Origin of the sequence: Glaciibacter superstes DSM 21135 (genome assembly GCF_000421145.1) — a bacterium.
Taxonomy (GTDB): Bacteria; Actinomycetota; Actinomycetes; order Actinomycetales; family Microbacteriaceae; genus Cryobacterium; species Cryobacterium superstes.
Genome location: NZ_ATWH01000011.1, coordinates 110,806 through 131,578, shown reverse-complemented (window position 1 = coordinate 131,578; position 20,773 = coordinate 110,806). Strand labels below are relative to the sequence as shown.

Genomic DNA, 20,773 nt, shown 5'->3' with positions numbered 1-20,773 from the left:
CACGCGGACTGCGTCGACTCGCAGACGGGGCGATCTGGGGATAACTCGCGAGCACCGCAGCCTGTGGATAACAGCACGACGCGACACGGATTACGGGTTGAGGTCAAGACGACTGTAAGATGACGAATGGTACTTAGAGTCATATTCACCTTTAGCTGGGAGGCCGATCGGATGCCCACAACCGCCTCGGCCACGCTCGCCGTCTCCACGGTGATCTTTGCGCTGCGCCCCGGAACAGGGGCGGGCATCACGGGCGCACCGGAAGGCGCCCTCATGACACTCTGGCTCCCTCTTGTTCGACGCACCCGCGAGCCGTATCTCGACTCTTGGGCGCTCCCAGGGGGCTGGCTCCCTGAAGACGAGGAACTCGCCACGGCGGCCGCGCGCACCCTGCGCGAGACCACGGGCCTCACCCCGAAGTATCTCGAGCAGCTCTACACATTCGGCGACCTCGGCCGTTCCCCGGAAGGGCGGGTCGTATCCGTCGTGTACTGGGCGCTCGTTCAGTCAGACGAAGCCGCGCTGGCCGCCGTCGGCGAGAACGTGCGCTGGTTTCCCGCCGACCATCTCCCGCCTCTCGCATTCGACCACAACAGCATCGTCGACTACGCGCTCTGGCGACTGCGTACCAAGGTCGAGTACTCCCGCATCGCCCACGCCTTCCTCGGCGAGACCTTCACGCTCGCCCAGTTGCGCGAAGTGCACGAAGCAGTGCTTCAGCGCGCGATCGACCCAGCGAATTTCCGACGCACCGTCACGGCATCCGGAACCCTCGTCGACACCGGCGAAAGTGTGGCGGGCACACCACACCGTCCGCCGCGGCTGTACCGCTACACCGTGACGCCCGACACCGTTCCACCCAACACCGTGCCACCCGACACCGCGTCAGCTGACACGGTGCCGCTACGCTCGCCCATCCCAGAACCACACTTCACCCCTGGAGCACCAGCATGAGCACAACGATCGCATCGGTTGACCGCACCATCCGCCTCATCGGCACCGGTGACGCAGCGGGCAGCACCTGCAGCCCCGACCTGGTCACGGCGCCCTGGGAGTTCGATGCCGGCACGCCCGGGTACGGCCCTGGTTCGTCGATGGGCGACGTGATCCCCACTGGATCGCCCCGGCAGGGTGAGTTGCCAGCCATCTACCGCACGGCCACGGCGGATGAACTCGACCGACGCATCCGTTCGGCCAAGGCCGTTCTCGGCGACCGCGTCGTGATGCTTGGCCACTTCTACCAGCGCAGCGAGGTGCTGCAGTACGCCGACTTTGTCGGTGACTCCTTTCAGCTGGCGCAGGCGGCAAAGAACAAGCCTGACGCGGAGGCCATCATCTTCTGCGGCGTGCACTTCATGGCCGAAACCGCCGACCTGCTCTCCGGCCCAGAGCAGGCCGTCATCCTGCCCAATCTCGCTGCCGGCTGTTCGATGGCCGACATGGCCGACATCGATTCGGTAACCGAATGCTGGGAACAGCTTGAGGAGCTCTATGGCACCGAGCCGGATGCCGATGGCCGCGTTCCCGTCATCCCTGTCACCTATATGAATTCCTCCGCTGCGCTCAAGGGTTTCTGCGGCGAACACGGCGGCATCGTCTGCACCTCATCGAATGCCGAGGCCGTGCTCGAGTGGGCCTTCGAACGCGGACAGCGAGTGCTGTTCTTCCCCGACCAGCACCTCGGCCGCAACACGGCGAAGGCGATGGGCGTTCCGCTCGAGCAGATGCCGATGTGGAACCCTAACAAGCCCCTCGGTGGAAACACTGCCGACGCTCTCGGCACTGCCCGCGTCGTTCTCTGGCACGGGTTCTGCAGCGTTCACAAGCGGTTCACCGTCGACCAGATCACTTCCGCACGAGTCTCCCACCCCGGCGTGCGCGTGATCGTGCACCCGGAGTGCCCGATGCCGGTGGTGGACGCGGCCGATGAATACGGCTCGACGGACTACATTCGCAAGGCGATAGCCGCGGCACCTGCCGGAAGCACTTTTGCGGTCGGCACCGAGATCAACCTGGTGCAACGGCTCGCCGCCGAGCACCCTGAGCACACCATCTTCTGCCTCGACCCGGTGATCTGCCCCTGCTCGACGATGTACCGCATTCACCCGGGCTACCTCGCCTGGGTGCTCGAAGCGCTCGTCGGTGCGGACGGCACCCCGAGGGAGATCCTGAACCGCATCACGGTCGAGGGCGACGTAGCCGACCACGCCCGCGTCGCCCTCGAACGGATGCTGGCGGCCAGGCCGCCCGCAGCACCGGCGGTCGTCGAGGCACCACTGGTCGAGCCTGCAGCGCTGGTCGAGCCTGCAGCGCTGGTCGAGCCTGCAGCGCTGGTCGAGCCTGCCCCGGTCCGGGCCTGACCATGGCATCCGGACTCACGAGCAGTGTGCTCATCGTCGGAAGTGGCCTCGCCGGGCTGCTGGCGGCCATCCGTGCGACGGATGCCGGACATCACGTGACGCTCGTCACCAAATCCGTTCTGGCCGAGAGCAACACCCGCTACGCGCAGGGTGGCATCGCGGCGGCGTTGTTTCCAGACGACTCAGCTGACTCGCACATGCTCGATACGCTGCGTGCGGGCGCCGGGCTGTGCGACGCGGCAGCCGTGCGGGCACTCTGTGACGAGGGACCGGCGCGCGTTCGCGACCTCATCCGTTTCGGGGTCGCCTTCGATCGCGATCGTTCAGGCCTGACGCGGGGCAGGGAAGCCGCCCATTCACGCGCCAGGGTGCTGCACGCCGGCGGAGATGCGACCGGGGCGGCCATCGAAACGGCGCTGATTGCCACCGTGCGGCAGCGGGCTGAGAAGGGGCGAGAGCGGGGTACGTCAGGCCAGGGCCGTCTCGACATCCTGGAGAACACGATGTTGGCCGACCTGATTGTTCAGGGCGGCCGGGTCACCGGTGCGATTCTGCTTGACCGTCATGCTCGCAAAGCCGACTCCCACCGCGCCGTGTCTCATCGCACGATCGACGCAGACACCGTGATTCTGGCGACCGGCGGCGCCGGTGCGCTCTACCCCTTCACGACCAACCCGGCGGTCACGACCGGTGACGGTGTTGCGGCGGCGTGGCGAGCCGGGGCATCCCTCGCCGACCTGGAGTTCTACCAGTTTCACCCGACCGCTCTGGCGGTGCCCGGCACCCCGCTCGTGACCGAGGCCGTGCGAGGTGAAGGCGCCACGTTGCTCTCCGCGAACGGCGAGCGCTTCATGACCGCTGTGCACCCCGATGCTGAGCTCGCGCCACGCGACGTCGTCGCTCGCGCCATCGCCAGGCAGATGGCCGAGCAGGGCGGCGAACCGGTGCTGCTGGATGCCTCCGGGCTCGGCCGCGATCAGCTGGAGGAGCGTTTCCCGACCGTGACCGCGGCGTGCGTGGCCGCCGGGCTGGACTGGACCCGCGAGCCGGTTCCGATCTCCCCTGCCGCGCACTACTGGATGGGCGGAGTCGTGACCGACCTCTGGGGCCGCACCACCCTGCCCGGGCTTTTCGCCGTCGGCGAGGTAGCACGCACCGGCGCACACGGCGCGAACCGGTTGGCGTCGAACTCGCTGCTTGAGGCCGCGGTGTTCGCGGACCGCGCGGTGCGGGCGCTCGGCACTGTTGGCACAGCCACCTCTGGCGACCCACTGCGCGTCCTGGCAGAACCATTGGAAGAGAGTGGGCAGCGTGGGGCGATTGCGACGGGGAGTGCGGATGCGGCTGCGGCGCCGGATGCGGCTGCGGCGCCGGATGCGGCTGCGGCTGCGGCGCCACTGTTCAGTCGCGCGGCGCTGCAGCGGGTGATGTGGGATGCCGCGGGAGTGTTCCGTTCCGGCGGGGTCCTGGCCGCCGCGGCTGGAACGCTGGCCGGCTGGACCGACGCTGGTGCTGCATCCGTCGCCCCGCCTCAAGCAGGCTCGTCCGCGCCGTCAGACCTCGACCAGCTGACCGCGCAGGAAGACGCCAACCTGCTGCTGCTCAGTCGGCTCACCGTGACCGCGGCGCTGGCGCGGGAAGAGTCTCGCGGCGCCCACTTTCGCGATGACTACCCGCTCACGCACCCGGCCATGGCGCACTCGATGGCCTGGAGCCGACCGGAATCACGCACCACATCCCGCTCCCAGGCTGAGGAGGCCCTCGCATGCTGACCACCCACACCATCGACACTGTCGTGCGCGCCGCACTGGAAGAGGACGCCCCGTGGGGTGACCTCACCTCGGCGACACTCATTCCCGTCGACGCCGTCGCCACCGCGCGGCTGGTCGCCCGCGAACCCGGCGTGCTCAGCGGCGGTGAGGTCTTCGAAGCCGCCTTCCGCCTGACGGACGCACACATATCCGTCGACCTCGCGATCGACGACGGCGAGACCTTCGACGCCGGCGACGTTCTCGCCGTCGTGACCGGTCCAGCGCGCGCAATCCTGCAGGCGGAACGCATCGGGCTCAACTTCCTGCAGCGCATGAGCGGCATCGCGACCCTGACGGCCCACTACGTCGCCGAGACCCTCGACACCCGCGCCCGCATCGTCGACACCAGAAAGACCACCCCGGGCCTCCGTGCATTCGAGCGCAAGGCCGTGCGCGACGGCGGCGGTCACAACCACCGGTTCAGCCTCTCAGACGCCGTGATGGCCAAAGACAACCATCTCGCTATCTTGACCAGCGGCGAGCTCAGCCTCACCGAAGCCCTGTTCGAAGCGCGTGGCCGCCTCCCGCACACGGCACACTTTGAGGTCGAGGTCGACCGCATCGATCAGATTGAGCCGGTGCTCGCCGCGAAGATCGACACCATCATGCTCGACAACTTCAGCATGGAAGACCTGCGCCGCGGCGTGGCCATCGTCGACGGGCGCGCGATCGTGGAGGCCAGCGGCGGTGTCTCGCTGGAGACCGTGCGTGCGATCGCGGCATCCGGGGTCGATGTGGTCTCAGTCGGCGCGCTCACCCATAGCGTTCGCTCGCTCGACCTCGGACTCGACATCGAGATCGTCGCCGATGCCTGAGTTGACGCCCGTGCGGTCCGCGCGATGATCTACCTCGACAGCGCCGCCACCACTCCGGTTCGCCGGGAGGTACTCGAAGCACTGTGGCCGCACCTGGCCGGCGGTTTTGGCAATCCCTCGAGCCACCATCAGGTAGGCGAGGCCGCCGCCGCCGCTTTGGCCGAGTCGCGGCGCAGGGTTGCGCGTGTGCTCGGCTGTCGCCCGGGAGACGTCATCTTCACCAGCGGCGGCACGGAGGCTGCCAATCTCGCCATCAAGGGAATCGCCCTCGGCGCCCCACGGGGGCGGCACATCGTCACGACGCCGATCGAACACGAGGCGGTGCTCGAGTCTGTCGACTACCTGCACCGGTTGCACGGGTTCGAAATCACGATGCTGGCGACGGATGCCGCGGGCCGCGTCAACCCGGAGGAGTTACGTCGGGCGCTGCGCGCGGACTCCACTCTCGTCTCGGTGCAGTACGCGAACAACGAGGTCGGCACGGTGCAGCCGGTTGCGGAGCTTTCCGCAATCGTGCGCGAGGGCGGTGTGCCGTTCCACACCGATGCGGTGCAGGCCTCGGGCTGGCTGCCGCTCGATGTCGGCTCCCTGGACTCCGGTGGCTTGGGTGTGGACGCGCTGAGCATCTCCGGCCACAAGCTGGGTGCACCACAAGGCACCGGCGCGCTGTATCTGCGCGGGCGTCTGCCGGTCGAGCCGCTGGTGCACGGTGGTGGGCAGGAGCGGGGCAGGCGCAGTGGCACGGAGAACGTCGCGGGCGCCGTCGCGCTGGCCACGGCGTTGGAGCTGGCGGAGCAGGAGCGCGAGGAGGCGTCACGTCGGGTCTCAGCGCTGCGCGACTCATTCATCGCCGCGGTGGTCGGCACCGTTCCCGGTGCGCAGCTGACCGGAGATTCGGTGCATCGGCTGGCGGGGAGTGCGTCGTTCGTGTTCCCCGGAACGAGCGGCGAGGCGGTGCTGCTCGAACTGGAGCGCCGAGGTGTCGTCTGCTCGAGCGGCTCCGCCTGTGCCGCGGGAAGCGATGACCCGTCACACGTGCTGCTGGCACTCGGCTACCCGGCCGAGGTCGCGCAGTCGGCAGTGCGCTTCACGCTCTCGCAGACCACGACGACCGACGAGCTCAGCGAAGCCGCGGCATCCGTCGCCGACGCCGTTGCCGCAGTGGCCAGGCTGGGCGCCTAGGCCGCACCGCCAGGATCGTGGCGGGCGCAACGACCAGATACCTGTTGCAATGGGTATCATTTTGACGGTAACTTAGCCATATGGCTCAGTATGTATCACGTCTGGACGGAACCTTTCAGGCACTCACCGATCCGACGCGCCGTGCCGTGCTGGGCCGGCTGGGCTCCGGACCGGCGAGCGTCGGCGAACTTGCGGCACCGTTCGACATGGCGCTGCCGTCGTTCATGAAGCACATCCGCTACCTCGAGAAGACCGGTTGGATCAGGACGCGCAAGACCGGCCGGGTGCGAACCTGCACGCTCGAGAAGAAGTCGTTCGGCGTGATCGAGACCTGGCTGGGCGAACAGCGAAACATCTGGGCGGGTCGCACTGACCGGCTCGAGCACTTCGTCACCGTCACCAACGATAAGGAAACGTCCGAATGAGCATAGCCAGTCACCCCGAACTCGACCTGACCGTCTCCCGCATCATCAGAGCTCCGCGCTCGGCCGTCTGGAACGCGTGGGCTGATCCTGCGAGCTTTGAGCAATGGTGGGTTCCAGCGCCTGAGGTCTGTCGCGTGCGAGACATGGAACTGCGCCCGGGCGGATCCTTCCGCACCGAGATCAGCCAGGATGGCACCGAGTTCGGCCCGCACATCACCGGATGCTTCCTCGCCGTTGACGAGCTAGAGCGAATCATATTCACCGACGCTCTCATCACCGGCTGGCGTCCCGCCGAGGCATCATTCGTGACCGCCGTGATCACCATGGCGGATCATCCGGACGGCACCCAGTACACGGCCACCGCGATGCACCGCAATATTGCCGACCGCGACCAGCACGAAAAGCTCGGCTTCCACGACGGCTGGGGCACCGTCACCCGGCAACTTGCCGAGCTCGTCGAGCCACTGGCCTAACAACCCCGAGCGAAGAGAGACGACCGTGAAATTGACCGTAACCGAGTTCGTCAGTGTCGACGGCGTATCGCAGGGTCCTGGTTCGCCGGAGGAAGACACGAGCGACGGATTCACCCTGGGCGGCTGGCTCGTCCCGCACATGGACGGGGTGTTCATCCGCCAGGCCGCGGACTGGCTCGGCGAGGCCGATGCCCTCTTACTCGGCCGGCGCACGTACGAAGCATTCGCACGGGACTGGCCGCAGATCACCGACCCACACGACCCCTTCACCGCGCTGATGAACAGCCTGCCGAAGTTTGTCGCGTCGAACACTCTGACAGCGGTCACCTGGAACCCGACGACGATTCTCTCCGGCAACGTCGCGGTCAAGGTCGCAGAACTCAAGGAGCAGCCCGGACGAGAACTCCAGGTGCACGGAAGCGCCAGACTCACCCAATTCCTGCTGGCCGCTGAACTGGTCGACGAACTCCGCCTCGTGGTCGCGCCCGCCATCATCGGCCACGGTCGTCGTCTCTTCGCCGACGGCGGCGCTCAAGCTGGGCTGCGTCTTGTCAACAGCGAGACCACCCCAGGCGGGCTCACTGTCCAGACATACGCATGGGCAGGACGTCCTGCCTATTCGACATACACGGGGGTTTCAGACCTCACCTAGGGACGTCTTTCGCGATCAGGGATAGGCTGGAACGAACTTACTCGAGTAAAGTCTGGATCGCACAATGACAAACGGCCCATTGACGTCGACATCACGGGGGCCCATTGACATCGGCCTCGAGAGCACGGGCGTCAGCTTCTCCGCACAAGGCGGACGAGTCGAAGAAGCGTTCGAGCTCGCCCTGAGCGAGCTTGCTCAGTGCATCGTACCGATGCACGGGGCTCCCTCCCTTCTCATCGAGGGCGGCGTATATCGGGGGTGTTGGCTCGAGAGCACCGCCTCGATCTCAACCGAGGTCCTCTCGCGCTTTGCTCCTGATGTCGCCCGCGCAACCCACGAGTTGTACGCCAGGGAGATATCGCCCGACGGGCTGCTGCCGTTTCGAATCAGCGAGAGCGGGCCCGACTATTGGCACCTTCAGATCGTCAGCCCGCTCGCCCGCTCGGTGTGGCGCATGTATCAAATGGGAGTCGGGGACAGCGCGTACCTGCGAACGATGTACGACGCCATGACCGCGAACGACGAATGGATCGCAGCGCATCGGGATTCCCGCGGCACGGGAGGTGTGGAGGCGTTCTGTACGTTTGACACCGGACACGACCTCTCACCGCGCTTCTGGAATCTCCCGCACGCTACACCGGATCGCGACCCAAGCGAATGGAACCGTGAAATCGCGGCACTTCCACTGGTCGCTCCCGATATGACGGCGAACGTCGCCTGCCAGCGCGCATACCTGGCCCTGATTGCCGCAGAGCTCGGACTCGATTCAACGTTGTGGGAGCAGCGCCACGAGGCGAGTGTATCCGCGCTCTTCGACCAGTGCTTCGACCCGGGAGACCGCTTCTTTTACGACCGAGACGCCCTGGAAAACCTGGTTCGTGTGCAGAGCGACGTGCTGTTGCGAGTACTGAGTTGCGAGATCGGCGACGATGAATTCTTCGACTCCGCACTTCGGGAATACGTTCTGTGCAGTCGAAAGTTTCTGGCGCGCTACGGTTTCACCTCTCTCGCGATGGACGATCCGCGCTTTGACCACGACATGTTGGGCAATTCTTGGGGCGGGCCAACGAACTTCCTCACGATGCTGAGGGCACCCGATGCCTTCGAGCTGCACGAAAGGCATGCCGAACTCGCAGCACTATCGCTTCCCCTCATCAGTGCGGCGGAACAGTTCACGACCTTTCCCCAGTCGGTGAGCCCCTGGACGGGTAAGGCAGCCTATACCGGGAGCTATTCCCCCGCCATCCTGTGGTATCTCGACACCATTGAACGACTCTTCGGCATCATGCCGCGACCGACGGGCGAGACGTGGTTCACCGGCTTGCTCCCCTGGAATATGGACGACGGCGAGGACACAACCTCCACGACCTACACCCGCAAGATCGGGAACCGCCGGATACGACTCACTAACGAGAAATCGTCTTCGACTGTCACGATCGACGGGGCCGAATACCTACGATTCCCCCATGGAATTCGCGTGATCGCTTCCGAGGGGTCGCTCGAGCCGGTCGCGATCGTTGGAATGCTCCCTCACCGCGTGCACGGTGTATTGACCATCGCGGGCAGCTCGGTCACAGTGGACGTGGGCCCGAACCAACGCCTCACCATCGAGAACGGGTCGCTGACTTCACAGCGAAGCGGCTCATTCATTCCGGTGTCGTACTGAGGATCAGCCTTTGACCGCGCCGCTGACCATGCCTTCGACGATCTGACGATTGAAAAAGATGTAGAGCACGAGCGGTGGAACCGTGATCAAGAGCACATCCGTGAACAGGAGATTCCACTGGCTGAGCGTCTGACTCTGGAAGTTGTAGAGCGTCGCCTGAACAGTTGCATTTTCATCGCCCGGCAGGAAGTACAGCGGCCCGGAGAAGTCGTTGAATACCGCGACGGACTGAACGACGATGACGGTGACGACCACGGGTTTCAAGAGCGGCAGAACCACGAGGAAGAACACCCTGAGCGGGCCGGCACCGTCAACCGTGGCGGCTTCATCGAGTTCGCGTGGGATTGTCGCGACAAAGGCGCGGAACAACAGGACGCAGAAGGACAGGCCGAAGGTGACCTCGATGAGTATCATGCCGGACATCTGCTTGAACAGCCCAATGCTCTGCAGCACCCACACCGTCGGCACCACAGCCGGGGGAACGATGAGGCCGGCGAGGACCATGTAGGTGGCCGCGGTCGTCCACGCGCCCCGACGACGCTGAAGAACGTATCCCATCATCGCGGCAAGCACCACCATGATCGCAACGCTCGAGACGGTGAGGATCGTGCTGTTGATGAATGCCCTGAGGATGAGGAAGTCCCGCGTCTGCAGCACCTCAAGCACGTTGTCCCACAGCATGAACTGCGTGGGCCAGGTGAAGGCGAACTGTGATGCTTCTGTCGCGCTCTTCGACGCGGTCAGGATGATGAAGGCAAACGGTACGAGAAAGACAACGACGGACAGAACGATCGCGATCGACCCGGCCACCCAGCGACTCTTGCGACGCTTCACTGGTCGATCTCCCGTCTCCTGAAGGCGAGTTGCATCGGCACCGTGATCGCGGCGACAACGACGAACAAGACCACGTTGCCCGCCGTCGACAGCCCGTAGAATCCAGCCTGATACTGCTTGTAGATGACCGAGCCGATAACGTCACTCGTGAAGCCGGGCCCGCCGCCGGTCATCGCCCAGATCAGGTCGAATGATCGAAGGCCGCTGATCACGTTGAGCAGAATGACGGTCGCCATCGCCGGCCGAACGAGTGGAAGCGTGATGAATCGGAAAGCCTGCCAACCACCGACTCCGTCGACGGTGGCCGCTTCGTAATAGTCGCGAGGGATCGCGACGAGTCCAGCCATGAAGATCAGGGTGGACACCCCGACCCCTTTCCAGACATCAACCGCAGCAACAGTCAGTAGTGCGAGGTGGGGGTCCGTCAACCAGCCTGGGCCCTCGATGCCGAAGACCGACAGCGACTGATTCACGAGCCCGTGGTAGGGATTCAAGAGAACCTTGAATGTGATGCCGATACCAATGGTCGACACCAACACCGGGAAGAACACTACGGCGCGCAGGTAGCCGCGAGCGATGACGCCCGACGTAAGGAACATCGCGAGAGCCAAACCGATCGCCACTTTTCCGACACTGGTGATCAGCGCATAGATGAAGGTGTTGGTGAAGCCTTGCAGCAGCATCGGTTCTCGGAAGAAGGTCACGAAGTTCTCAAGGCCGATGAACTCCGAGTCGAAAAGTGTCCAACGGGTCAGGCTGAAATAGAAGGAAGAGATCGTCGGCACCACGAAAAGCACGAGAAAGAGAATCGCTCCCGGCAGCAGAAACCACAGGGAGTATTGCGCCCCACCTCGTTTCTGCCCGCCCCCTCGTTTCAGCCCGCCTCCTCGTTTCTGGCTGCTGAGGGGGCTCTCCACCACCCGGGAACTCGAGGCGGCCTTGTGCATGACGGTCTCGGTCATAACACGTCCTCTTTCAGTCGTGCCGCCATCCGCCGCAAACGCCGGGGCAGCGAGCCGTACAGCAAACGATTGACGGGTCTACCAGCCGGCAAGGCCGAGTTGCTTGGCCTGCTTCTTGACGTCCTCGTCGTACAGCTGCGCACCGCTTGCGGCCGGGCGGATGCCTGAGCCCACCTCCACGGCGAGCTGGGGCAGACTCGGCCCTTTCAGGGGCGACAGATACTCGAGAGCCGCGCCGGACTTCCCGTCGTCGACGTACTGCTGGAGGCCCTGCACTGCCTCTGGAACGCTATCGGGGAGAGTGCAGGTCGAGTTCACAAACGGTCCGCTCACGCCACCCTCGAGGAAGATCGAGCAGCCCTTGGCCGACTGGGTAAACGCAACAAACTTCTTCGCAGCAGCGAGCTTCTCCCCTGTGGTGCTCTTCGGAATGTAAAAAGCGCTTGCAAGGAAGACCGTCAGACGGGTGTCGGCCGCATTCTTCGCCGGCAGCGCGAACATGCCGATGTCATCGATGTTCTCGGGATAGTTCTGCTCAACCGCGCTGATCGCGCCGGAGAGGATCGGATAGTGCGCAGCGGTTCCCGTCGCGACGGCGCGGACGCCATCGTCATAGGTGGCAGACGCAAAGTCCTCGTTGAAGAAACCGTCGTCGAATGCCTGCTGCTGGTTGGTGAAGCTCTGCAACGCAGGTTCATCGGCGTAGTGGGCCTTGTTCTCGGTGTATTCGGCAGCCCAGGTGGGCTCAGCCGCGGCTATGTTGGCGAAGTCGGCAAGCACAAACATCTGCGCCGTCCAACTGTCGCCGTAGGTCTGTTCGATCGGCGTGACCTCACCATCCGCGAGAATCTTCTCGTTGTTCGCACGGAATTCGTCCCAGGCCGTCGGAACGCTCAGGCCGAGCCGCTCGTAGACGGTCTTGTTGTACAGGACACCTCCCGGACTTGACGTTCCACTCGGTGCGCCGTAGACGTCCTCCCCGACGCTCACTGCGGGCAGATAACTCGGTGCAACCGTCTCCACCCACGACTCTTCGGTCAGGGGAACCAGGTTCTGCTCGGGTCGGATCGCCTGAAACAGCGAACCAGAGTTGTACGCAAAAACATCGTCCATGTCCCCGGTGCTCAACTGGGTCTTGACCAGGTTGTCGCCGTCGGACCCGCCGGGGATCGTGTCAAGTTTTACGGTGATGTCTGGGTTCTCCTCCTCGAATGCGGCGATCATCTGCTTTGACGCTTTCACCGCGTCGGCCGCATTGAAGTTCTGGAAGGTGATCGTCGTTTTACCGTCGTCGGACGACCCGAATGAACCGACGGAACATCCCGTCATTGCGATCGATGCAACCGACAAAGCGGCGAGTGCCGCAAGATTGCGACGCAGGGGTTTCGGTTCGATCATTGTGCACCTCTTCGTGTTATGAGACCGCGAACGGAGCAGGACTGCGCCGCGAATGGGTAGCCTTACACAAAAGTTGACTCGAGTAAAGTTTTCCGACAAACTTCCCCTGTCGGGTCAATGCCGCCCGAGATCTTAGAGAGGGTGTCCCCTGTATGGGTGTCACCAGTGAGCTCGCTGGCGAGTTTCGTTTGTCACATGATTTCGCGATCCCGGGCACCCGCTGACGAACCGGCGCCCGCGTAAGGTGTGAATCCAAGGCAGACGCGCCCCACACCAGCGGGTTGGAGGAAGAGTGAACGATTTGCCCCTCGCACATTCTCGGCGGGCCACTCGAACAGACGTGGCACGTCGGGCCGGAGTGAGTCCAGCGGTCGTGACGTACACACTCAACGGGTCTGGGCCAGTTTCCGCCAAGACGGCGCAGCGTGTCAAAGACGCGGTCGAGGAACTCGGCTACCGCCCTAATCTCACGGCGCGCGCACTAAAAATGGGTTCAACCAGGACACTCGCTGTGATCGTGCCAGACGGCACCAATCCGTTCTTCAACGAACTCGCACAGGCTGTGGAGTTGGAAGCGCGGCGAAACGGTTACGCGCTGTATATGACGACGTCACCGTCGAACGACCCGGCCACCCTTCAGCATTTCCTTGAGTTCGCCAACCGACAGGTTGATGGCGTTCTCATCGTTCCGGGCGAAGGCATCACAGATGCCGAAGAACTCAACCGAATCGGGATGCCGTGGGTGCTCCTGGACGCGTCAGCACCCTTCTCCAGGTCGATCAGCGTCGACCTGTATGCCGGCGCGTTCGCGGCAGTTCAACACCTGATCGAGCATGGGTACGACGAGATCGGGTTCGTGGGCACCGCGTCGCCTGAAGACCTCCGCTTCCGTGGTTGGCAAAGCGCATGCCGTGCCGCCGGTCTCGAGCCGCGGATAGCAATCGAGTCGTCGTATACCCCTCACGGCGGCCGTGCAGCAGCCGACCGACTGGTGGCAGGAGAACGCCGGCCTCGTGCGGTCTTCGTTGCCTCAGATACCATCGCAATCGGCGTGCTGAAACGTCTCCACGAGGTTGACATTGCTGTTCCTGACGAGATCGCTATCGTGTCATTCGACGGCTCTCGTGACGCCGAATACGCGTGGCCGGGCCTGACCACGCTGGCGCAGCCCATCACTCACATGGCCCAGGAAGCCGTTCGGTTGGTCCTGCGCACGGGCGACGAGCCTGCCGGTCACCAACTCTTCGAAGGCTCACTCATTTTGCGCGAATCCTGTGGTGCCCATCGCCCGTGAAGCAAAGCAAAAGGCCCGGAATCGCAATGATTCCGGGCCTACGCGTTCAGATGAACACTTGTTGCGGGGGCAGGATTTGAACCTACGACCTCTGGGTTATGAGCCCAGCGAGCTACCGAACTGCTCCACCCCGCGACGCTGACCCCTTGCGGTGGTCATTCCTCGCCATATCCTAGTCAGATCGAAATTTCTCGATCCAGCTGTTTACGTTGGTGTGATCAGTTTAGCCCACGTTTAGTGATCGCTCGAGCCAGCTCGACCTCGTTTGAGACGCCATCGCGCCGAGTTGTCGCCGCGCGTTTTTGTCGTCAGTTGCTTGCTCGTAATCAGCCCGGCTGAGATCGTCCGTTCGATAGTATGTGCGCTCAGCTGAGAACGCTGACGCCGAGGGAGAGGTTGAAGCTCCCCACGCCGTGGCGGGCCAGGCCCATCATCAGCGGCCCCATCCCTTCCAACCAGAGGGCCATCTCCAGGCCGCCGACATCGAGCGGACGCAGTCCGAGGCTCTCGATGAACGCTGACACAGAGGCCTTGGCCCGCGCATCATCTCCGGCGAAGAACACGTCCAACGAGTGCCCCTGGGCCAGGACGTGGCCGAAGACGGTGTTGAACGCCTTCACGACATGCGCGCTCGCCGGGACGGCCTTGGCGATCTCCTGCGCACCGGAAGTGCCGACAGGTGTCACCAGCCCGGTGGCGTCGGCGTTGAAGGTGTTGGAAATGTCGATGATGACCTTGCCGGCCAATGCATCCCCGTACTGGGCGACGACCTGCACGGCGCTGGTGTACGGCACGGCGAGAACGACGATATCGCCAGCAGGGACAGTGCCGAATGTCCCAGCCGTGGCTCCGCCGCCGAGCGCGGCAGCCAGGCCCTTGGCTTTGGCCGCGTCACGGCCGATGAGCTCGACGGTGTTGCCGCCCGCGACCGCGCGAGCGGCTATGGCGCTGGCCATGCCCCCCAGACCGATGAAACTGATGCTGCTCATGGATGAGTACTCTCTTTCTCTCGTTTGAATCGAACCCAGGCGGGTGCTCCGGTTCAGGCGGCCAGAGGGAAGCGATCGAGGGAGCGCCCGTGCCGGGTGGCCTGGCCTTCAGCGCGCAGCTTCAGTTCGTCAGCCAATTCGGTGAATTGGTCGAGGGCGGGGTTCACGCCGACGAGCGTGAACTCGCGCGTCACTACCTCGAGATCTAGCTGCCAAACGTCCTCGAGGATGCGCCGCATCCAGGCGGTGGCGTGGTCCCAGCCCTCCTTGGGCGATCCGGCGGAGTAGTTGCCGCCCTGCACCGTCACCAGCACCGCCGGCTTGCCAGAGGTCGCCGGGAGCGCGCCGGGTGCCATGCGCGGGTCGGTCAGCACGAGGTCGACGTAGGACTTGAAGTGCTGCGAGACGCCGAAGTTGTAGAGCGGCACGGCGAACAGCAGCGCGTCGGCCGCGGCGAGCTCGTCGGTCAGTGCGCTGGCCAGGCCGGCCGCGGCAGACTGGTCGGGCGTGCGCTCGGACTCGGGAGTCATCGACGCGGCCACGGAGTCGGACCAGGCGGTGGCAGGCACCGGCTCGACGCCGATGTGACGGCGGGTGGTCGCGGCGTCGGGGTGAGCGGCGCGCCACTCGGCTTCGACGATATCGCCCAGGGCGCGGCTCGTCGAACCCTCGGTGCGGATACTGGCATCCAGGCGAAACAGGGACATGACACTCCTTTGATCGGCTTCGGGTCGGCGACCCGGCTATAGTTACCATCAGTAACTCTGCACGTCGGGCTCCCGTTACCGCAAACGATCCCCCGTTACCCGGCGGTAACCGAAGGAGAGCAGATGACTCAGCAGATGTCGATCGATGAGCTGCAGGCCCGGCTCATCCAGTCCATGCCCACCATGGCCCAGCTCTGCACGAGCGATGACCCCAGCATGTTCCGGTCGCTGCTCTCCCGCATCGGGGACAAGTGGACGCTGCTAGTGATCGGGGTGCTCGGCGAAGAGCGGCGGAGGTTCACCGACCTCTCCGAGACCATCCCGGGCATCTCCCGCCGGATGCTCACCGTCACCCTGCGCGCCCTGGAGCGCGACGGCCTCGTCTCGCGCACCATCTACGCCGAGGTGCCGCCGCGGGTCGAGTACGAGCTCACTGCCCTCGGCCGGTCGCTCCAACTCGTGGCGCTCACCCTGGGCGACTGGGTGAAAGAGCACCAGCACACGATCGCCGGCAACCGGCGAGCATTCGATAGCGACGCACCCGGCGAGGCAGACGTCACTCTCGACCAGAGGGAGTTGTTTCGGCATCCCACGCCGGACATTTCATGATCGGCGCACTCGAAGTGCTCCAGCCCGGCCCCTTCGCTGAGCACGGCAGACTTCGCCGAGTCCGAGCGCTCGCGAGGTGATTCAAGGCCAGCGCTGGCGCAGAGACGAAAAAATCCGGCGCAGCTTGGGGCTGCGCCGGATTAGTGCCGAGTCAGTCATTCTTCATTCCCTTTGCAGGGACCGAAAAACCGAATCTGACCGGGACTTCTTGGTTGCGGGGGCAGGATTTGAACCTACGACCTCTGGGTTATGAGCCCAGCGAGCTACCGAACTGCTCCACCCCGCGGCACAAGCAACAACTCTAGCACAGGGGAAAAGCCCCGTCGAACCAGCGCAGGATCCTCCCGAAAAACACGTCGCCGCCCCCGGTCAGTGACCGGAGGCGGCGACGGGATAACGCGAGAACTACTCGCCCAGGAGCGCCAGCATGCTGGCTATGGTCTCCGTCAGCTTCTTGTCTGCAACACCGTACGCGGCGAAGTCACCGGCGCTCAGAGCCGCCTGCTTGTCTTTCACCGCCTGGTTCGCGACGTCGAGAAGGGACTTCAGCTGGGCATCCGTCGCCGGGTCCCCCGTTGACGACGGCGGAGTTGTCGTCCCCTCGGGAGGCGTCTCGCCCTCCACGGGCGGCGTTGTTCCCGATGGCGGCGTCACCTCTTCGCTCGGCGGCACGTCGGTGTCACCGGCGCTCGCACCAGAGTCTCCACCGAACAACACGTCAAGCGCCTTGTCGAGCGTGTCTTCGAAGGCGATTTGGTCACCGAACGCAACCAGCACCTTCTGCAGCAGCGGGTAGCTCGTCTCACCCGTCGACTCCACATAGACCGGCTGCACGTACAACAGTCCACCACCGACCGGAAGCGTAAGCAGGTTTCCGTTGATGACGCGCGACTGGCCCTGCTTCAACAGGTTCAGCTCTGTCGAGACCGTCGGGTCGGCGTTGAACTTCGCCTGCACCTGCCCGGGACCTGGGACCGTCACCGTATCGGGCAGGATGAGCATTCGCAGCTTCCCGTACCCCTCCGCACGTTCACCGTCGGTGGATCCGGCGTCAGCGTCGACCGCGAGATAACCGGTCAGCACGTTCCGGCTGGTCTCCCCCGACTCATCCGGGATGAAGGTCGAGTACAGCGAGTACGTCGGCTCGTCCTGCCCCGGCACCTGCATCGTCAGGTAATACGGCGGCTGCAGCGTCGTGTTCGTCGACGGCGAGACCGGGTCATTCGGCGTGATCCAGGCATCATCCCTCGAGTAGAAGGAGCCGGCATCCGTCACGTGGTACTGGCCCAGGATGTCGCGCTGCACCTTGAACAGGTCGGCCGGGTACCGCACGTGGCTCATCAGGTCACCGCTCATCTCGCTCATCGGCTTGAGCGTCGACGGGAAGATCTTCTGCCAGGTCTCGAGGATCGGGTCCTCGTCGTCCCAGGCGTACAGGGTCACCGAACCGTCGTAGGCGTCAACCGTGGCCTTGACCGAGTTGCGCATGTAGTTCACGTGGTCGAGCGCAAACGGCTGCGGAGGGGTCTCGGTGTCTGTGATGGCCTCTGAGAGACTCACCGGCGTCGAGTACGGGTAGTTCGCGCTCGTGGTGTACGCGTCGATGACCCACTGGATCTTGCCATCGATCACCGACGGGTACGCGTCGGAGTCGAGGGTCAGGTACGGGGCGACCTTCTGCACCCGCGTGACCGGATCACGGTCGTACATGATCTGCGATTTGTCGTTGACCGAATCAGCGAGGAAGATCTGCTCCGACTGGAACTTCAGCGCGTACACGAGCTTCTTGAACGCGTTGTCGAGCTTCGGCCCGCCATCGCCCTCAAAGGTCGTGTACGTCTGCTGCGCGCCGTCTTCGCCTGCCGGGTAGTCGAGCTCAACCGGCTTGCTGTCGTCGCCACCACCGACGATCGAGTACTCGGGCGATGTCTCACCGAAGTACACGCGCGGCTCGAACTCACCGAGCGCACCGGTCGTCGGAATGCCGGATTCGAGGAACACCGGCTGTCCGTCGGCCGAGCGCTGATTTCCATACGCCGCGACCATGCCATAACCGTGTGTGTACACCAGTGTGCTGTTCACCCACGTGTTACCGGTGTTCAGGCCGGCCAGATTGAGGTCTCGCACGGCCACCACCGTGTCTTGCGACTCACCGTCGATCGTGTAGCGGTCGACGTCGAGGTTTCCGGGGAACTGGTAGTACTGCTTGAACTGCTCGAGCTGGGCGAACGAGTCTGACACCAGCGCCGGATCGAGAATACGGATGTTGGCGGTCGTCTCCGCGTCTGCCCGCAATGCTCCCGGCTCTGCGGTCGTCGACGCGTTGTACGGGATGTCCTCAATATCGGAGAGCCCGTACGCGTCCCTGGTGAGATCGATGTTGCGCTGGATGTACTCCGCCTCGAGCGTCTTCGCGCTCGGGTCGACCTGGAAGCGCTGCACCACCCACGGGTACAGCGAGCCGATCAGCAGGCTCGAGACGATGAGCAGGACGGTGCCGATGACCGGTAGCCGCCAGCGGCCGATGATCGCCGTCACGATGAAGAGAACAGCCACCACGGCCGCGATACCGGCCAGGATGGCGCGGCCCGGGATCGTGGCGTTCACATCGGTGTACCCCGCGCCGGTGATCAGGTCGTTGGTGTCCGTCAGCGTTGAGTACTGGTCGAGCCAGATGCTGACGGCCTGGATCAGGAGGTAGATGGCAGCGGTGATGGCGATCTGGATCCGCGCCGACTTGGAGATCACTACCTCACGCCCGCTGATTCGCACCGCGCCGTAGAGGTAGCTGGTGGCCGCGGCCACGATTGCCGAGATGAACACGACGGCGGACGCGAATCCGAGCACCGCGTGGAAGAAGGGCAGATCGAACAGGTAGAAGGAGATGTCGAAGCCGAACTGCGGGTCGGTCTTACCGACCTCGGTGCGGTTCAGCCACATCAGGGCGGCTTCCCAGTTCGTCGACGCCGCGACACCGGCGAACAATCCGAGAAGCGCCGGGATACCGTACATCGCGAGGCGGCGGAGCGGCTCGATGACCTGCTGGTAGCGGTCGAGCTGGGAATTGAGCTTTGCGTAGACGGGACGCAGACGATAGGCGAGCTGGATGCTCAGCCAGATCGGCACGGCCATCGCGACGAACCCGATGAGGAACATGACAGCGCCGGCGAGCCACTGCGTCGTCAGAACGCTCAGGAACCCGAGCTGGTCGAACCAGAGGATGTCGGCGTAGAAGCCGGAGAAGATGAAGAAGAGGATCACCAGTGCGGCGATCACCGCGATCGTGATCGCGAGAGGGGCTCTGCTCCGTCTGGGAGCGCGGTCGGCTGATGCTGATGTCACGTACGTCGCCTCTTGCTTGTTGAAACACGTCTGTGCGTTGGAACACGTCTGAGTTCCATCCTAGACAAACGCTGCTGGGAGAACCCCCACGAAAGAAGACCCGAGCGTGCCGTCAGTCCACCGGACAGGTCGGCAGCTCGCTCGCACCTTCGCCCGTGCGGATCGCTTCGAGGGCCGCAAGCGAGTCGTCGAGCGTCTCAACCGCGAAAACGGTGAGACCGTCTGGAACGTGGCCGGTCACTTCATTGCAGTTTGATTCCGGTGTGAGAAACCACTCTGCGCCGGCGTCCCTCGCCCCGTAGAGCTTCTGTCGAATGCCACCGATGGCCCCGATCTTTCCCGACTGGTCGATGGTTCCGGTACCGGCGACGTGTTCTCCGCCCTGGATCTTCCCCGGCGTGAGTTTGTCGATGATGCCCAGCGCGAACATCATGCCCGCACTCGGGCCACCGACCCGGTCGAGTTGCAGTTCGACGTCAATGGGAAAGTCGTATTCGACGCCGACATTGATGCCGGCGACCACGGCGCCGCCCACGTCGGCGGGCGTGACAATGACGTCCTTCTCCACCCCGTCGCGGATGATGCCGATCGTGGCTTCCGTATCCGCGCCGTTGTCGTTCAACGCCTCACGAAGCTCCTCGACGCCTGCGACCGCCTCACCATTGACCGACACCACCTGGTCGTCGGGTTCGATGATGCCCTCCGAACGAGAGTCGGTCGACAGGGACACCACAGTCAGAGTCGTCGGGTAGTCGTAGCCGAGTTCCGTCAGCGCTGCGGCGATAGCGTCCTGCTGGGAGTCGACCATCAACGCCTCGTTCGCCTGTTCGCGCTGTTCGGTGGTCACGCTGGGCGGATACGCCACGTCGATCGGCACAACGGCCTCGCTCGACGCCAGCCAGGCACCCATCACGGCGAGCCAGTTCGGCCTGGTGTCCGGGTTGCCCACACGGGAGACGGTCAGCAGGTCGAGGCTGCCGCTCGTCGGATACACCTTCTCATCCGGGATGCTGATCAGCGGCCGTTCTTCACCGTCATGGTCTGCCGTGCCGAGCGTGTTGTAGACCGGCCCGGGCTTGTCGATGACATAGGGAGCGGGCGCAACGGCGAGGATCAGGCCGATCGCGATCGCAATACACAGCACGATCCAACCGGTCCGGCCGGCCCCTCCGCCGCGTCGGGTAATGTGCGCTCGTTCGGCGGGCATCCGTCCATCCGGCATCCTGTCATCGGAGAAGAGGGCCACGCGTGTCC

18 protein-coding genes and 2 tRNA genes are annotated in these 20,773 nt (G+C 64.3%); 11 read left to right on the top strand and 9 right to left on the bottom strand.

Annotated features, from left to right (window positions below; all coding sequences use genetic code 11):
• The first annotated feature begins 171 nt into the window (after positions 1-171).
• From K323_RS26635 to K323_RS26620, 9 genes are all read left to right on the top strand, one after another.
• Complete coding sequence (locus K323_RS26635) at positions 172-954, top strand: NUDIX hydrolase (RefSeq protein ID WP_022886243.1); 783 nt, start codon at positions 172-174, stop codon at positions 952-954.
• Positions 951-2,360 carry a quinolinate synthase NadA gene (gene nadA / locus K323_RS26630; protein WP_022886242.1) on the top strand — a complete coding sequence of 470 codons (1,410 nt, stop codon included), beginning with the start codon at positions 951-953 and terminating at the stop codon, positions 2,358-2,360. Before K323_RS26635 ends, nadA begins: the two co-directional genes overlap by 4 nt.
• A gap of 2 nt (positions 2,361-2,362) precedes the next feature.
• On the top strand, positions 2,363-4,132 hold the full coding sequence (gene nadB / locus K323_RS26625) for an L-aspartate oxidase (protein WP_022886241.1): 1,770 nt from the start codon (positions 2,363-2,365) through the stop codon (positions 4,130-4,132).
• Complete coding sequence (gene nadC / locus K323_RS0115785; protein ID WP_022886240.1) at positions 4,126-4,986, top strand: carboxylating nicotinate-nucleotide diphosphorylase; 861 nt, start codon at positions 4,126-4,128, stop codon at positions 4,984-4,986. The genes nadB and nadC overlap by 7 nt, the downstream gene beginning before the upstream one ends.
• 24 nt (positions 4,987-5,010) lie before the next feature.
• The gene (locus tag K323_RS0115780) at positions 5,011-6,168 is read left to right on the top strand and encodes a cysteine desulfurase family protein (RefSeq protein ID WP_022886239.1); all 1,158 of its coding nucleotides are present in this window, start codon (positions 5,011-5,013) and stop codon (positions 6,166-6,168) included.
• Between the two features lie 80 nt (positions 6,169-6,248).
• Entirely contained in the window at positions 6,249-6,593 is a 345-nt protein-coding gene (locus K323_RS0115775; protein ID WP_022886238.1) for an ArsR/SmtB family transcription factor, read from the top strand.
• Positions 6,590-7,066 (top strand): SRPBCC family protein, encoded by a 477-nt coding sequence (locus K323_RS0115770; protein ID WP_022886237.1) that lies wholly within the window; start codon positions 6,590-6,592, stop codon positions 7,064-7,066. Before K323_RS0115775 ends, K323_RS0115770 begins: the two co-directional genes overlap by 4 nt.
• A gap of 25 nt (positions 7,067-7,091) precedes the next feature.
• Positions 7,092-7,718 (top strand): dihydrofolate reductase family protein, encoded by a 627-nt coding sequence (locus K323_RS0115765; RefSeq protein ID WP_022886236.1) that lies wholly within the window; start codon positions 7,092-7,094, stop codon positions 7,716-7,718.
• Positions 7,719-7,782: 64 nt separating this feature from the next.
• Complete coding sequence (locus K323_RS26620) at positions 7,783-9,384, top strand: MGH1-like glycoside hydrolase domain-containing protein (RefSeq protein ID WP_022886235.1); 1,602 nt, start codon at positions 7,783-7,785, stop codon at positions 9,382-9,384.
• Between the two features lie 3 nt (positions 9,385-9,387).
• Here K323_RS26620 and K323_RS0115755 read toward each other — a convergent pair whose 3' ends face one another.
• From K323_RS0115755 to K323_RS0115745, 3 genes are all read right to left on the bottom strand, one after another.
• Positions 9,388-10,218, bottom strand: a complete 831-nt coding sequence (locus K323_RS0115755) for a carbohydrate ABC transporter permease (protein ID WP_022886234.1) — start codon at positions 10,216-10,218, stop codon at positions 9,388-9,390.
• Complete coding sequence (locus tag K323_RS0115750) at positions 10,215-11,180, bottom strand: carbohydrate ABC transporter permease (RefSeq protein ID WP_022886233.1); 966 nt, start codon at positions 11,178-11,180, stop codon at positions 10,215-10,217. The genes K323_RS0115755 and K323_RS0115750 overlap by 4 nt, the downstream gene beginning before the upstream one ends.
• Before the next feature lie 78 nt (positions 11,181-11,258).
• The gene (locus K323_RS0115745; protein WP_022886232.1) at positions 11,259-12,578 is read right to left on the bottom strand and encodes an ABC transporter substrate-binding protein; all 1,320 of its coding nucleotides are present in this window, start codon (positions 12,576-12,578) and stop codon (positions 11,259-11,261) included.
• 292 nt (positions 12,579-12,870) lie between these two features.
• On the opposite strand from K323_RS0115745, the gene K323_RS0115740 reads away from it, so the two are divergent.
• Entirely contained in the window at positions 12,871-13,872 is a 1,002-nt protein-coding gene (locus tag K323_RS0115740) for a substrate-binding domain-containing protein (protein ID WP_022886231.1), read from the top strand.
• A gap of 61 nt (positions 13,873-13,933) precedes the next feature.
• Here K323_RS0115740 and K323_RS0115735 read toward each other — a convergent pair.
• From K323_RS0115735 to K323_RS0115725, 3 genes are all read right to left on the bottom strand, one after another.
• Positions 13,934-14,007: transfer RNA gene (locus K323_RS0115735), tRNA-Met, on the bottom strand.
• Between the two features lie 230 nt (positions 14,008-14,237).
• Positions 14,238-14,861, bottom strand: coding sequence for an NADPH-dependent F420 reductase (locus tag K323_RS0115730; RefSeq protein ID WP_022886230.1), 624 nt, complete (start codon positions 14,859-14,861; stop codon positions 14,238-14,240).
• A 53-nt stretch (positions 14,862-14,914) separates the two neighbouring features.
• Positions 14,915-15,568, bottom strand: coding sequence for an NAD(P)H-dependent oxidoreductase (locus K323_RS0115725; protein ID WP_022886229.1), 654 nt, complete (start codon positions 15,566-15,568; stop codon positions 14,915-14,917).
• 123 nt (positions 15,569-15,691) lie between these two features.
• Here K323_RS0115725 and K323_RS26615 point away from each other — a divergent pair, with 123 nt between their 5' ends.
• Positions 15,692-16,177 carry a winged helix-turn-helix transcriptional regulator gene (locus tag K323_RS26615; protein ID WP_022886228.1) on the top strand — a complete coding sequence of 162 codons (486 nt, stop codon included), beginning with the start codon at positions 15,692-15,694 and terminating at the stop codon, positions 16,175-16,177.
• A 209-nt stretch (positions 16,178-16,386) separates the two neighbouring features.
• Here the strand turns inward: K323_RS26615 and K323_RS0115715 are convergent.
• The 3 genes from K323_RS0115715 to K323_RS0115705 all read right to left on the bottom strand — a co-directional run bounded on the left by K323_RS0115715 (position 16,387) and on the right by K323_RS0115705 (position 20,765).
• Positions 16,387-16,463 (bottom strand) — tRNA-Met (locus K323_RS0115715).
• A gap of 119 nt (positions 16,464-16,582) precedes the next feature.
• Entirely contained in the window at positions 16,583-19,519 is a 2,937-nt protein-coding gene (locus K323_RS0115710; RefSeq protein WP_022886227.1) for a UPF0182 family membrane protein, read from the bottom strand.
• 112 nt (positions 19,520-19,631) lie between these two features.
• Positions 19,632-20,765, bottom strand: a complete 1,134-nt coding sequence (locus K323_RS0115705) for a YlbL family protein (RefSeq protein ID WP_026851720.1) — start codon at positions 20,763-20,765, stop codon at positions 19,632-19,634.
• Positions 20,766-20,773 lie beyond the last annotated feature (8 nt).

What these genes read in the sequence shown, in the direction of transcription:
- nadB (WP_022886241.1), top strand. Translation starts at nt 2,363, where the DNA reads ATGGCATCCGGACTCACGAGCAGTGTGCTCATCGTCGGAAGTGGCCTC.
- K323_RS0115730 (WP_022886230.1), bottom strand. Translation starts at nt 14,861, where the DNA reads ATGAGCAGCATCAGTTTCATCGGTCTGGGGGGCATGGCCAGCGCCATA.
- K323_RS0115780 (WP_022886239.1), top strand. Translation starts at nt 5,011, where the DNA reads ATGATCTACCTCGACAGCGCCGCCACCACTCCGGTTCGCCGGGAGGTA.
- K323_RS0115725 (WP_022886229.1), bottom strand. Translation starts at nt 15,568, where the DNA reads ATGTCCCTGTTTCGCCTGGATGCCAGTATCCGCACCGAGGGTTCGACG.
- nadC (WP_022886240.1), top strand. Translation starts at nt 4,126, where the DNA reads ATGCTGACCACCCACACCATCGACACTGTCGTGCGCGCCGCACTGGAA.
- K323_RS0115775 (WP_022886238.1), top strand. Translation starts at nt 6,249, where the DNA reads ATGGCTCAGTATGTATCACGTCTGGACGGAACCTTTCAGGCACTCACC.
- K323_RS0115750 (WP_022886233.1), bottom strand. Translation starts at nt 11,180, where the DNA reads ATGACCGAGACCGTCATGCACAAGGCCGCCTCGAGTTCCCGGGTGGTG.
- K323_RS26620 (WP_022886235.1), top strand. Translation starts at nt 7,783, where the DNA reads ATGACAAACGGCCCATTGACGTCGACATCACGGGGGCCCATTGACATC.
- K323_RS26615 (WP_022886228.1), top strand. Translation starts at nt 15,692, where the DNA reads ATGACTCAGCAGATGTCGATCGATGAGCTGCAGGCCCGGCTCATCCAG.
- K323_RS0115745 (WP_022886232.1), bottom strand. Translation starts at nt 12,578, where the DNA reads ATGATCGAACCGAAACCCCTGCGTCGCAATCTTGCGGCACTCGCCGCT.
- K323_RS26635 (WP_022886243.1), top strand. Translation starts at nt 172, where the DNA reads ATGCCCACAACCGCCTCGGCCACGCTCGCCGTCTCCACGGTGATCTTT.
- nadA (WP_022886242.1), top strand. Translation starts at nt 951, where the DNA reads ATGAGCACAACGATCGCATCGGTTGACCGCACCATCCGCCTCATCGGC.
- K323_RS0115770 (WP_022886237.1), top strand. Translation starts at nt 6,590, where the DNA reads ATGAGCATAGCCAGTCACCCCGAACTCGACCTGACCGTCTCCCGCATC.